The sequence below is a fragment of the Arthrobacter sp. HS15c genome, assembly GCF_040812005.1.
Lineage (GTDB): Bacteria > Actinomycetota > Actinomycetes > Actinomycetales > Micrococcaceae > Arthrobacter.
Genome location: NZ_JBFOHM010000012.1, coordinates 137,742 through 150,212 on the forward strand (window position 1 = coordinate 137,742; position 12,471 = coordinate 150,212).

Here is a 12,471-nt window from a genome sequence, read left to right on the forward strand (position 1 = left end):
GAATTCAGCCTCCGATGGCGCTCATGCTGCGGTCCGGCTGGACGAAGTCCGGGGCGTCCAGTCCAACGTGGTCCATGCCGTGCGCCTTGGGTTTGACCCACATGGCGTCCTGCCAGCGTTCGGCCAGGGCGTCGTCGCTGGCCCCTTCGCGCAAGAGCCCCAGGAGGTCGTACTCCTCCCGGGAGAACAGGCAGCTCATGATCTTGCCCTCGGCGGTGATCCGGGTCCGCCGGCAGTCCGAACAGAACGGCTCGGTGACAGAGGCGATGATTCCCACGGTGCCCAGTACCGGCCCCTGCGCGTCCTCAGACCCGGCCGCCCGGCGTCGTACTTCAAACCGCTCCGCCGGGGCGCCGTCGCGGGCGCGGGGATCCGGGCTCAGGACATAGTCCACGGAAAGCAGGGAGCGGATTTCGGCGGCGGTGATCATGTTCCGCCGGGTCCAGCCGTGGTCGGCATCAAGGGGCATCTGCTCGATGAAGCGCAGCTCGTACCCGCGGTCCAGCGCCCAGGCGAGCAGCGACGGCGATTCGGCGTCGTTGATGCCGCGCATGAGCACGGCGTTAAGCTTCACGGGGCCCAGGCCGGCAGCCCAGGCGGCGTCCACGCCGGCGAGCACCTGGTCCAGGAAGGGCCTGCGGGTCAGCTTGGTAAACGTCTCCTCGTGCAGGGAGTCCAGGGAGACATTGATGCGGGTCAGCCCGGCAGCCTTCAGGGCAGCGGCCTTCTTCGCCAGGCCCACCCCGTTGGTCGTCATCGAGATGGGCAAATCAGGATGGTTGCTCCGGAGGGCTGTGATGATCTCCACCAGGTCATGCCGGACCAGCGGCTCGCCACCGGTCAGCCGGAGTTCCCGGACCCCCAGCCGGTCCACGCCGATCCGCACAATCCGCACGATCTCCTGGGCCGACATGACCGCCTGCTTCGCCAGCCATTCCAGGCCCTCAGCAGGCATGCAGTACGTACAGCGGAGATTGCATTTGTCAGTCAGGGACAGCCGCATGTCCGTCGCGCGGCGGCCATAGCGGTCCGCCAGCCCCGCGGGCGCATCTGCCGGGCGAGCGGCAGGCCCGGGCGGCAGGCCAGTGCCTGCGCTGTCCCGTGGTTGCGGTATGCCTAGCTGAACGCTCATGAATTCAGGCTACGCCACGTTTGGCCCCCTGATCACGCCCGTGACGCCGGGGCCCGGATTCCTGCAAGGGCATGGCCGCCCGGCCCGTGCCGTGCGGCCCCGGCGAACCTATGCTGGAGGTGTGAATACGCCCCAGCACAATGAGGGAACGTCCGACGGCGGCACGCGCCCATTGGCCGCGCCAGGAACCGCAGGTGCACGCAACCGGAACGCCCGCTGGGCCGCTGCTTCGGGCGTCGTGGCGGTGGGCGGCGGCGTGGTGCTCGGGGAACTGCTGGCCGGTCTGGTGAGCCCCGCCGTTTCGCCCCTCACAGCGGTCGGCGGGGCTGTGATCGACGCCGTTCCGCCGGCGGTCAAGGAATGGGCCATTGCCCTGTTCGGCACATCCGACAAAGTGGCGCTGCTGGTGGGGATGGCAGTGGTCATCGCGGCGCTGGCCGCATTGGCCGGAGTCCTCGAATACCGCAGGCGTTTCGCCGGGGCTGTGGTGATAGGCGTCTTTGGGCTCACCGGAGTGGCTGCCGTGCTGACGCGGCAACAGGCGACCCCTGGCGCCGTCGTCGTTCCGCTGCTGGTGGCGGTGGCAGCGGTGATCCTGCTGCGCCTCCTCACGGGCCGGCTGCACAGATGGCCCCAAAAGGTGGCCTATGCGGGGGAGGCGGGGCCGCCCCGCCGCAGCTTCCTGCAACTGCTGGCCGGCGGTGCGGCGGCCACGGCAGTGGGCGGACTCCTCGCCGCCGTGTGGCGGGGCGCGGCCGCCGTCGTCAATGATGCCCGCCAGCAGCTTCAGCTCCCTGCCGCGGGATCGGCCGCGCCGGCCATTCCGTCCGGCGCGGAGGTGGGGCTGGGCGGCATGGAACCCCTGGTCACCCCGAACGTCGACTTTTACCGCATCGATACCGCCCTGACCGTTCCAGCCATTGATCCCGCGACATGGGTCCTTCGGGTCACAGGCCTGGTGGCCGAGGAAGTCGAGCTGACCTTCGCCGAGCTCCTGGCCAAACCGCTGATCGAACGGCACGTCACCATCGCCTGTGTGTCCAATGAAGTGGGCGGTGACCTGATCGGCAACGCCCGCTGGCTGGGCTGGCCGGTCCGTGAACTGCTGGCCCTGGCCCGGCCGCAGCCCGGCGCGGACATGGTCCTCTCCAGAAGCACCGACGGCTGGACGGCGGGCACGCCCCTTGAGGTCCTCACCGACAGCCGGGACGCCATGCTGGCCGTGGGAATGAACGGCGACCCATTGCCGCTGGAGCACGGGTTCCCCGTGCGGCTCGTGGTCCCCGGTCTCTACGGCTACGTCTCCGCCACCAAATGGCTCACGGAACTCAAGGTCACCAGGTTCGCCGACGACGTCGCCTACTGGACGCCGCGCGGCTGGTCGGACCACGGACCCATCAAAACGTCGTCCCGCATCGACGTGCCGCGAAACGGCCGCACGGTCACCGCCGGCATAGTGATGCTCGGCGGCGTCGCCTGGGCACAGCACACCGGCATTGGCAAAGTGGAACTGCGAGTCAACCGCGGAAACTGGCAGGAGGCAGAGCTTGCCCCGGGGATCTCCGTTGACACCTGGTACCAGTGGACGTGCGGAATTGAACTGACCCCCGGCCAGTATGAGGTCCAGGTCCGTGCCACTGACCTCAAGGGCAAAGCTCAGGCGGAGGAGCGCAGGCCGGTTGCCCCCGACGGAGCCACCGGCTTCCACACCATTACAGTTGACGTGAAACCGTAACTGGCCGCAACCGAAAGCAGTCCCATGCCCAGCGACCCGCATCCGCACGGCCACGCGCCCGCCCCAGAAGTTATCCCGCCTGGAGCTATCCCGCCCGAGGGTACGCACAACGACGGCGCCCGGCACTCCGGAAGCCACCGCACCGGCAACCACCACGCGCGGTCGGTGGCGGCCCACCTCTCAGCAGTTATGGACCTGCTCGCGCCGCTCAGCGTGCCCGGACGCACCGAACAACTGGCCCTGCAGGACGCGCTGGGCAGGGGCCTGGCAGCGGACGTCACGGCGCCCGTCAGCCTGCCGCCGTTCGCCAATTCCCAGATGGACGGCTTTGCCGTCAAGAGTGCGGTCATTCCCGACGGCGGCGCGAAGCTGCGTGTGGCTGCCCCCGTCCCCGCAGGTGCCATACCAGCGCCGCTGGAGCGGGGCACAGCCGCCCCGATCATGACCGGTGCCGCGATCCCGCCCGGCGCGGACGCCGTCGTCCCTGTGGAACGGGCAGTCCCTGACCGGTTCCCCGATCCCGGTACGGACAGCACGGTATGGCTGCCGGCGACGGCGGCCGGGACCTTTGTGCGGTCCGTGGGCAGCGACCTCGCTGCGGGGGAGCGGGCGCTGGCTGCCGGGACATTCCTGGGACCGGCCCAGCTGGGCCTCCTGGCAGGCCTGGGCCTCGCCGACGTCACCGTGTACAAAGCCCTGACAGTCCTGCTGGTCACTACCGGCGATGAAGTGGTGGAACCCGGCCAGGAGCTTCCGGCCGGCAAGATCTACAACTCCAACGGAACCCTGCTGGAGAGCGCCATGCGCCAGGCCGGACTGAAGGTAGTGCGCACGCGGATCGCCACCGACAGCCCCGGGGAACTCAAAGCCCTGCTAAGCAGCCACGCGCCGTCGGTGGACCTGATAGTCACCACCGGCGGTGTCAGCATGGGGGCTTACGAAGTGGTGCGCCAGGTGCTCGAGGGGCAGGGCGCCGACTTCCTCCACGTCGCCCTGCAGCCCGGCGGCCCGCAGGGAATCGGGACGTTCGAAGGGGTTCCTTTCCTCGGCTTCCCAGGGAATCCGGTGAGCTGCCTGGTTTCCTTCGAAATGTTCCTGCGGCCCGTGCTGTCCGGACTGTTCGGATCGCCGGCGCCACGCGCACCCGTCCGCGCCCGCCTGGCCCACGGACTCAGTTCGCCCGCGCACAAGCACCAGGTCCGCCGTGGAAGCCTCCAGTCCGACGGAACAGTGCGCCTGGAAGGCGGCGAAAGTTCCCACCTCATGCACGCGCTGGCGGGATCCAACGCCCTGGTCCACGTCCCTGTTGGCGTCTCGGCGCTCGCAGAGGGCGACGAGGTGGAAGTATGGATGCTGTGAATCCAGAACCAAGCCTGACCCACCTGCGCCAGGACGGCAGCGCCCAGATGGTGGACGTGTCGGCGAAAGCCGAAACCACCCGGGAAGCCACCGCCACGGCCACAGTTAACACCACCGCAGAGGTCATGGCCCTGCTGGGATCCGGCGGCCTGCCCAAGGGCGATGCCCTGGCCGTGGCACGCGTCGCCGGCATCATGGCCGCCAAAAAGACGCCCGAACTCATTCCGCTGTGCCATCCGCTGCCGCTGTCCAAGGTGACGGTGGACTTCGGGCTCGGTGCGGATTCCGTCTCCATCCTGGCCACGGTCAAGACCCGGGGAGTCACCGGCGTGGAGATGGAGGCCCTCACTGCGGCCTCCGTGGCCGCCCTCAGCGTGTACGACATGATCAAGGCCGTGGACAAGCACGCTGTCCTGACGGACATCAAGGTGCTGGCGAAAAGCGGCGGCAAGAGCGGGGACTGGAAACTGTGAGCACTGAGAGTACTTTCCTGCCGGAGCCGCACCGGCACGGCGACGTCCAGGGCCGGAAGGCCGGGGTGGTCATCGCGTCCACCCGGGCCGCCGCCGGAATTTACCAGGATGAAACCGGGCCCGTCATCATCGACTGGCTCACCGAGCATGGCTTCGAGACGTTCCCCGCCATGGTGGTCCCGGACGGTGAGCCCGTCGGCGCGGCCATCCGTGCGCTCCTCACCCAGCATCCCGCCGTCGTGATCACCAGCGGCGGCACCGGCCTCAGCCCGGACGACCGCACGCCCGACGTCACGCTGCCGCTCCTGGACCGGGAAATCCCGGGCATCATGGAAGCCATCAGGCGGGCAGGCGAGGCCAAAACACCGCTGGCTGCGCTGAGTCGCGGCCACGCCGGCGCGCACGGCCGCACCTTTATCGTCAACCTGCCCGGTTCACCCAAGGGCGTCATGGACGGACTGTCCGTCCTGGACCCCGTGATCGGGCACCTTTGCGACCAACTGGAGGGCAACCATGGGCACTGAATCCGTTTTCGAAGTGGTCCATGCGGTCCTGAGCGCTGAGCCCATTTCCGTGGACCAGGCCATCGCCGCGGTGGAGTCGGATGCCGCGGGGGCAGTGGTCAGCTTCAGCGGCGTCGTCCGGAACCACGACGGCGGCAAGGCAGTTGAGCGGCTCAGTTACAGCGCGCACCCCACGGCCCACCAGGTGATGGCCGACGTCGTCGCCCGGCTTGTTGCCGAACAGGCGGGCGGGGGTTCAGCCACCCAGCCGGTGCGCATCTGGGCTGCCCACCGCATCGGCATGCTCGAAATTGGGGATCCCGCGCTGGTCTGTGCCGTCTCGGCGTCGCACCGGGGCCAGGCTTTTGCCGTCTGTTCCGAACTGGTGGACCGGATCAAGGCAGAGGTGCCCATCTGGAAGGAACAGTTCTTCTCCGACGGCACGGTGGAGTGGGTGGGCGCCGGGAGCTGATTCCCGGCTGCCTTTCGCCTGCCTGTCGGCTTGGCTGTCCTGGCGGTGGGGAGGTAACGCACAGCCTCCGGTTCCATCCGGCGTCCGGCCCGACGGTAGGGTTAACGGCATGACCGAACAACTTTCCGTACCCCGGCGTGTGGCCGTCCTGGGCGCCAACGGACGCATGGGCGCCGAAGCCGTCAAAGCCGTTGAAGCTGCCCCCGACCTGGAGCTGGTAGCGGCCCTGGGACGTGGCGACTCGCTGGACCAGCTGGCCGCCGCCGGCGCCGAATTCGTGGTGGACCTGACCGTTCCCGAAAGCACCGAAGCGAACGTCCGGTACGCCGTCGAACACGGAATGCACGCCGTCGTCGGCACCACCGGCTGGAACGCCGGCCGCCTCGCCGCCCTGGAAGCACTTCTCGCGGAGCACCCGGAAACCGGCGTGCTGATCGCCCCCAACTTTGCCCTCGGCTCCGTGCTCGCCTCGGCGTTCGCCGCGAAGGCCTCCAAGTACTTCGACTCCGTCGAAATCATCGAACTGCACCACCCGGACAAGGTGGACGCACCCTCCGGCACCGCCGTCCGGACCGCCCAGCTCATCGCGGCCGAGCGGCAGGCCGCCAACGTACCGGCAAGCCCCGACGCCACCACTTCCGGACTCGCCGGCGCGCGCGGCTGCGAAGTCGACGGCGTACGCGTCCACAGCGTCCGGCTCCGCGGCCTGGTGGCCCACCAGGAGGTGCTCCTCGGCGGTCCCGGCGAGCAGCTGACGTTCCGTCACGACTCCTTTGACCGCGCGTCGTTTATGCCTGGCGTGCTGCTTGGTGTCCGCAACGTCGCCTCACACCCCGGCCTCACTGTGGGGCTCGACGGCTACCTGGACCTGGGGCTCTGAGCCGTGGCTGACGTGGTGGCCGCATTCCGGAACAACCGCACCAAGATCTGGGTGGGCGCGGTGACGCTCCTGCTGGTCTTCTACCTGGTGGTCTCCTTCCAGCGGTCCGTCCTGCTGCTGCTGGACAGCAATCCTGCCGCCAAGGCCATCGGCGCCGCCTACCTCGTGCTGCCCATTATTGGCGCGTGGGCCATGATCCGTGAACTGCTGTTCGGTGCCCGCACCGAGCAGATGGCGAAGGTCCTCGAGGCCGAGGGCGGGCTCCCGGTGGACGAACTGCCGCGCACCCCCGCCGGACGGATTGTCCGCTCAGCGGCGGATGCGGAATTCGAAAAGTACCGTGCAGAGGCCGAAGCGGCACCTGAGGACTGGCGTTCCTGGTTCCGGCTCAGCTGCGCCTATGACGCGGCAGGGGACCGCAAACGCGCCCGGGCGTCCATGCGCGACGCCGTGAAGCTGTTCCGGGGCAAGGTCCCGGCGTAGCCTCTGCGCTCCGTCCCGGGCAGTTGGGCGGGCAGCGCGCCGGCCCTTCAGCGCAGGGCGTTCCGCTCCATCCGGCCCAGCTGGTTGGCGCCATGGCCCAGCCATTCCAGTGGCCCCCGCCATTTCAGCAGGATAAAAACGGTGCCCACAATGATGGCTGTGGCGGCGTGGGCAAAATACATCCCGTCCTCGGTCCAGCCTGCCGGGAGCGGCTTCAGGTAGAAACCCGCCACCACCCAGACGTGGACCGTGTAGAGGGTCAGGGTCATGGCACCCGGCCCGCGCAGCGGCAGCAGCAGGTCCAGGTCCAGCCAGTCCGCGAGCCTGCCGAGCAGCAGGCAGGCGCCCACCACTGCGGCCGCCACGCCGGACGTATGCGCCAGGTCCAGGGTGGTGCCGGAATGCGGCGCAGCGGAGGCCAGCCACCACCACGAGCCCTCCTGCGGTACGCCGGTGAGGTTGACCTGCAGCACGCTGTCCAGGGGGTAGTTGGGGGCGTTCAGCACGTCCTCAAGGGCGGCCCTCCCTCCCCAGGTTTCCATCGCGGTCACACCCAGGGATTTGGTGAAGACTGCCAGTACCGTTCCGCCCGCGAGCAGCAGCCACGGCACCAGGGCTCTGGTCAGTGGAAGGCGTCCGATCAGCAGGCCCACCAGCAGGTAGGACATCCACTGGAAAACGGGGTAGTAGCCGGTAAGGAACAGGTCGCCCAATAACGGGCCCGGCGTGGACAGATCCTCCCAGGACGGGTTGTGGCCAAGCTTCAGGGGCGGGTTGGACGCCAGCAGCCAGGGCCGCAGCAGGTAGGCAAGGACCGGCGAAACAAGGATCCATCCCGCCGCCCAGGCGCACAGCGCCTTCGGCTTCAGGCCCAGGAACGGAAGGACGCACAGGAACAGCACTGCGTAGTGGACCAGGATGATGGCCAGGTTGACTTCCAGCCCGCCCAGCGTCAGTCCGACGGCGGCAATCACCGCCGCGCGCAAGGCAATCCCGCGGCGGGCGGCCCCCAGGCGGGCGCCTTCCGCCGGCACCTGCTTTCCCGTTGACAGCGCGAGGCCGATTCCCGCCAGAACGGCGAAGAGGGCGGCTGCGCGGCCCGAGAACGTCAGGCCGATCCACGTGGGCGTGAGGTCGGCGTTGGACTCGAATGTGGGGAGCAGATGGGTGGCCATCATGCCCAGGAGGGCCAGCCCACGGGCCGCGTCAATTCCGCGGAGCCGATCCGCGGATGATGAGCTTCGGGGCGCCCTGGATGGCTTTGCCGTGGCGCGGGAGGTCATGAGCCGATCGTCTCACAGGATGCAGGGGACAGGCAGTCAAGTGCCGGCAGTCCCGTCACTGAAACTCCTGGGACACTGCCGCGCAGGCCTTGTGTTCGAATATATGTTCGAATAATATTGACGGCATGCACACCCCATCACAGCCACAGCCACCCTCAGCCCTTCCGGCGGGAAAAGGATCGGACCGGACCAGCCGCGGCCCTGACGGTCCGGCGGCGCCCGCGGGACTTATGAAGGCCATGAGCCCCGGCGTCGTCGACTACCTTTTCAGGCAGCTCGTGGCCGGGGAAGCCCCCGAGGATGTCCAGTGGCAGCAGGAGGGCATCGCGCTGGCCGCACAGCCGGCCGGCGCGGAACTGGCGCGCCGGTTGTCAGAAACAGATCTGGACGCCCTCACGCCCACGGAACTCTTCCACTACGTCAGGGCCGCCCAGCGCCTGGCCACCTGGGCTGAGAGCCTGCGGGAGGCCGCCGTCGGACGCTACTGCGGTCCGGACATGCCGCGGTCGGACCACGGCCGGCAGCAGGGCGGGGTCTCCTCACCCTGAATGTGTCCTGTCCGGTTCCCTAGGATGGAGAGGTGACCAATGCCCTGACGGTGTCCGCCGTCCAGTACCAGGCCCTCGACGGTGGAATCCTCCCCAATGCGATGGAGCACGTCCGCCTGATCGAGGACGCAGAATCGCACGGTGCACGGCTGGCCGTGTTTCCGGAGCTGTCCCTGCTTGGCTACGACCTCGCACTGCTGGCGTCCCCCGAACACTGGCTCGTCCAGGGCGACGAGCGGCTCCATGATGTCCGTGAAATCTGCCGCCGCACCGGAATAACGGCCGTCGTGGGAGGCGCCTACCGGGAACCCGGGGGCACTCCGCGGCTGGCTTCCCTCGCCATCCATCCGGACGGCACCACAGAAACCGTCTTCAAGACACACCTGCATGGCCGGGAAAAGGACATCTTTGTTGCCGGCAACGATGCAAGCGTCCTGCAACTCGACGGTTGGCGGATCGGCCTTGCCATCTGCTTCGATGCCGCCGTGCCCGCCCATTCAACCGGAGCGGCAGAGGCTGGCGCCGATGCCTACGCGGTTTCTGCCCTCTACACCACGGACGAGGACCACCGGCTCGAGCTTCACCTGGGCGCCCGGGCCATGGATAACCGGATGTTTGCCATACTGGCCAACCTTGGTGGAACCACCGCCCTGGGATCCTCGTGCGGCCTGAGCGGTTTTTGGGGACCTGACGGCCTGCGGATGAAGAAGGCGGCAGGAACAGGAACGGAAGTGGTCACGGCAACCCTTTCGCGGAGCGCGCTGCTGAAATTCCGCTGAGACATTGAGCCCCAACAACGCATACGGCAGGCGATATTTGACGTTCATCACGTCCCCGCCATTGTCCTAACCAGCCGCGGACAGGGTAACGTTTTTTCCATGCCTCACACATCCGCGAACATCCCTGCCCTTGGTACCCTCCTGACCGCCATGGTTACACCCTTCACCAAGGATGGCGAAGTGGATTACGCCCAGGCGGCAGAGTTGGCTACCAAGCTCGTGGATGATGGCTGCGACGGCCTGGTGGTTACCGGCACCACCGGCGAGACCTCCACCCTCACTGACGAGGAAAACCTCGGCATGTTCCGTGCTGTCAAGGAAGCCGTCGGCGACCGGGCCGCCATCATCGCCGGAACCGGAACCAACGACACGGCGCACTCCGTACACCTTTCGAAGAAGGCGGCCGCGCTGGGCGTCGACGGGCTCCTGCTCGTCACGCCCTACTACAACAAGCCCAGCCAGGCAGGCGTCCGCGCACACTTCGAGGCCATCGCCTCAGCAACCGATGTGCCGGTCATGCTGTATGACATCCCGGGCCGCTCGTCCATCCCGATCGAGCCTGAAACGATGATCCGCCTCGCGCAGCACCCGAACATCGTCGCTGTCAAGGATGCCAAGGCCGATTTCACCGCCGCAACCCGCGTTATGGCGGAGACTGACCTTCATTTCTACTCCGGTGATGACGGACTGACCCTTCCCTGGATGGCCCTCGGCGCCGTCGGCCTCGTTGGTGTCACCACCCACGTCGCGACCCGCCGCTTCCGCGAACTGATCGACGCCGTCAACGCGAACGACCTCGCGACTGCCCGGAAGATCAACTTTGAGCTCCAGCCGGTCATCCGCGCCACGATGACCCGCGTCCAGGGAGCCGTTGCCGCAAAACAGATTCTTAAATGGCAGGGAGTCCTGCCCAACTCGATTGTCCGTTTGCCCCTCGTGGAGCCGGACGAAGCCGAGATCGTAACCATCCGCGAGGACTTGGCTGAAGGAGGGCTGGTCTTTTCCTGAAGGCTAAGACCGGCACCCTTCCGCCTGGAAAGTAGTGCACTATGACCCAAATCGCCCTTCCCGGCCTTGTCACCCCTCCCGCCCTGCCGCAAGGCACCCTTCGGATCGTACCGTTGGGCGGGCTGGGGGAGATCGGCCGGAACATGGCCGTGTTCGAAATCGACGGCAAGCTCCTCGTGGTGGACTGCGGTGTCCTTTTCCCCGAAGAAACCCAGCCCGGCGTTGACCTGATCCTGCCCGATTTCTCGTACATCGAGGACCGGATCGATGACATCGTGGCTGTCGTCCTGACCCACGGCCACGAGGACCACATCGGCGCAGTCCCGTACCTCCTGCGGCTGCGGGCCGACATCCCCCTGGTGGGTTCCCAGCTGACCCTTGCGCTGATCGAGGCCAAGCTGCAGGAACACCGCATCCGCCCCTACACCCTCACAGTTGAAGAGGGACAGGTGGAGAAGTTCGGCCCCTTCGAATGCGAGTTCGTCGCGGTCAACCACTCCATCCCGGATGCCCTGGCCGTATTCATCCGCACGGCCGGCGGCACCGTCCTGCACACCGGCGACTTCAAGATGGACCAGTTGCCGCTGGACGGCCGCATCACCGACCTCCGCCACTTCGCCAAGCTGGGCGAAGAAGGCGTGGACCTCTTTATGTCCGACTCCACCAATGCGGATGTGCCGGGCTTCACCACGGCTGAGAAGGAAATCGGCCCCACCCTGGAACGGCTCTTCGGCCAGGCCACCAAGCGCATCATCGTGGCATCCTTCTCCTCGCACGTGCACCGCGTGCAGCAGGTCCTTGATGCCGCAGCCAAGCACAACCGCAAGGTCGCCTTCGTGGGCCGGTCCATGGTGCGCAACATGGCCATCGCCGCGAAGCTTGGCTACCTTGACGTTCCTGACGGCCTCATTGTCGACATCAAGAACATCGACAACCTGCCTGACAACCGCGTCGTGCTTATGTCCACCGGTTCCCAGGGCGAGCCGATGGCTGCCCTGTCCCGCATGGCCAACGGCGACCACCGCGTGGTGGTGGGCGACGGCGACACCGTCATCCTGGCCTCCAGCCTTATCCCCGGCAACGAGAACGCAGTGTTCCGGATCATCAACGGCCTGCTCAAGCTCGGCGCCGACGTAATCCACAAGGGCAACGCCAAGGTGCACGTCTCCGGCCACGCGGCCGCGGGTGAGCTGCTGTACTGCTACAACATCCTGGAACCGCTCAACGCCATGCCGGTGCACGGCGAGACCCGCCACCTGATCGCGAACGGCAAAATCGCCATCGAATCCGGCGTACCCACGGCCAGCGTCATCCTCGCGGACAACGGCACCGTGATCGACCTCAAGGACCACCGCGCCGACGTCGTTGGCCAGGTCGAAGTGGGCTTTGTCTATGTGGACGGCTCCAGCGTCGGCGAAATCACCGACGCCGACCTCAAGGACCGCCGGGTCCTGGGGGATGAGGGCTTCATTTCCATCATCACGGTCATCAACCGGGCCACAGGCAAGGTGGTCTCCGGGCCGGAGATCCACGCCCGCGGCGTTGCCGAGGACGATTCAGTCTTCGACGACATCATCCCCAAGATCAACGCCGCCCTCGAAGAGGCCGTCCTGAACCACTCCGACCACACCAGCCACCAGCTGCAGCAAGTGGTCCGCCGGGTGGTGGGCACCTGGGTCAACCGGAAGCTCCGCCGCCGCCCCATGATCATCCCCGTGGTGCTCGAGGCGTAACAACCCTGAGCCCCACCGGAATCACCGAAGGCCCGGTCCTCCTGGATCCGGGCCTTCGGTGTCTCAAAATGCAAGCCCGGAAC

13 protein-coding genes are annotated in these 12,471 nt (G+C 67.3%); 11 read left to right on the plus strand and 2 right to left on the minus strand.

All coding sequences use genetic code 11. The features are described 5' to 3' along the window. Nucleotides 1-4 precede the first annotated feature (4 nt). The gene (gene moaA, locus ABV518_RS19590) at nucleotides 5-1,132 is read right to left on the minus strand and encodes a GTP 3',8-cyclase MoaA (RefSeq protein ID WP_367770447.1); all 1,128 of its coding nucleotides are present in this window, start codon (nucleotides 1,130-1,132) and stop codon (nucleotides 5-7) included. A 256-nt stretch (nucleotides 1,133-1,388) separates the two neighbouring features. Here moaA and ABV518_RS19595 point away from each other — a divergent pair, with 256 nt between their 5' ends. From ABV518_RS19595 to ABV518_RS19625, 7 genes are all read left to right on the plus strand, one after another. Then, nucleotides 1,389-2,867 carry a molybdopterin-dependent oxidoreductase gene (locus ABV518_RS19595; protein ID WP_367770635.1) on the plus strand — a complete coding sequence of 493 codons (1,479 nt, stop codon included), beginning with the start codon at nucleotides 1,389-1,391 and terminating at the stop codon, nucleotides 2,865-2,867. A gap of 24 nt (nucleotides 2,868-2,891) precedes the next feature. Beyond that, nucleotides 2,892-4,226, plus strand: coding sequence for a gephyrin-like molybdotransferase Glp (glp, locus tag ABV518_RS19600; RefSeq protein WP_367770451.1), 1,335 nt, complete (start codon nucleotides 2,892-2,894; stop codon nucleotides 4,224-4,226). Continuing rightward, nucleotides 4,214-4,699, plus strand: coding sequence for a cyclic pyranopterin monophosphate synthase MoaC (gene moaC, locus ABV518_RS19605; protein WP_367770454.1), 486 nt, complete (start codon nucleotides 4,214-4,216; stop codon nucleotides 4,697-4,699). The genes glp and moaC overlap by 13 nt, the downstream gene beginning before the upstream one ends. Then, nucleotides 4,696-5,223, plus strand: a complete 528-nt coding sequence (locus ABV518_RS19610) for a MogA/MoaB family molybdenum cofactor biosynthesis protein (RefSeq protein ID WP_367770457.1) — start codon at nucleotides 4,696-4,698, stop codon at nucleotides 5,221-5,223. The genes moaC and ABV518_RS19610 overlap by 4 nt, the downstream gene beginning before the upstream one ends. Continuing rightward, nucleotides 5,213-5,674: a molybdenum cofactor biosynthesis protein MoaE gene (locus ABV518_RS19615; RefSeq protein WP_367770460.1), complete on the plus strand. Its 462-nt coding sequence runs from the start codon at nucleotides 5,213-5,215 to the stop codon at nucleotides 5,672-5,674. The genes ABV518_RS19610 and ABV518_RS19615 overlap by 11 nt, the downstream gene beginning before the upstream one ends. A 109-nt stretch (nucleotides 5,675-5,783) precedes the next feature. Continuing rightward, entirely contained in the window at nucleotides 5,784-6,554 is a 771-nt protein-coding gene (dapB, locus tag ABV518_RS19620) for a 4-hydroxy-tetrahydrodipicolinate reductase (RefSeq protein ID WP_367770463.1), read from the plus strand. A 3-nt stretch (nucleotides 6,555-6,557) separates the two neighbouring features. Then, nucleotides 6,558-7,037 carry a hypothetical protein gene (locus tag ABV518_RS19625; protein WP_367770466.1) on the plus strand — a complete coding sequence of 160 codons (480 nt, stop codon included), beginning with the start codon at nucleotides 6,558-6,560 and terminating at the stop codon, nucleotides 7,035-7,037. A gap of 47 nt (nucleotides 7,038-7,084) precedes the next feature. Here ABV518_RS19625 and ABV518_RS19630 read toward each other — a convergent pair whose 3' ends face one another. Next, a complete protein-coding gene (locus ABV518_RS19630) occupies nucleotides 7,085-8,320 on the minus strand; it encodes a heparan-alpha-glucosaminide N-acetyltransferase domain-containing protein (protein ID WP_367770469.1) in 1,236 nt (411 codons plus the stop codon). A 125-nt stretch (nucleotides 8,321-8,445) separates the two neighbouring features. On the opposite strand from ABV518_RS19630, the gene ABV518_RS19635 reads away from it, so the two are divergent. From ABV518_RS19635 to ABV518_RS19650, 4 genes are all read left to right on the plus strand, one after another. Next, entirely contained in the window at nucleotides 8,446-8,868 is a 423-nt protein-coding gene (locus tag ABV518_RS19635) for a hypothetical protein (protein WP_367770472.1), read from the plus strand. Nucleotides 8,869-8,900: 32 nt separating this feature from the next. Continuing rightward, the gene (locus ABV518_RS19640) at nucleotides 8,901-9,647 is read left to right on the plus strand and encodes a carbon-nitrogen hydrolase family protein (RefSeq protein ID WP_367770475.1); all 747 of its coding nucleotides are present in this window, start codon (nucleotides 8,901-8,903) and stop codon (nucleotides 9,645-9,647) included. Between the two features lie 99 nt (nucleotides 9,648-9,746). Beyond that, nucleotides 9,747-10,655, plus strand: a complete 909-nt coding sequence (gene dapA, locus ABV518_RS19645) for a 4-hydroxy-tetrahydrodipicolinate synthase (RefSeq protein ID WP_310166261.1) — start codon at nucleotides 9,747-9,749, stop codon at nucleotides 10,653-10,655. A gap of 41 nt (nucleotides 10,656-10,696) precedes the next feature. Next, nucleotides 10,697-12,388, plus strand: coding sequence for a ribonuclease J (locus ABV518_RS19650; protein WP_367770479.1), 1,692 nt, complete (start codon nucleotides 10,697-10,699; stop codon nucleotides 12,386-12,388). Nucleotides 12,389-12,471: the final 83 nt, after the last annotated feature.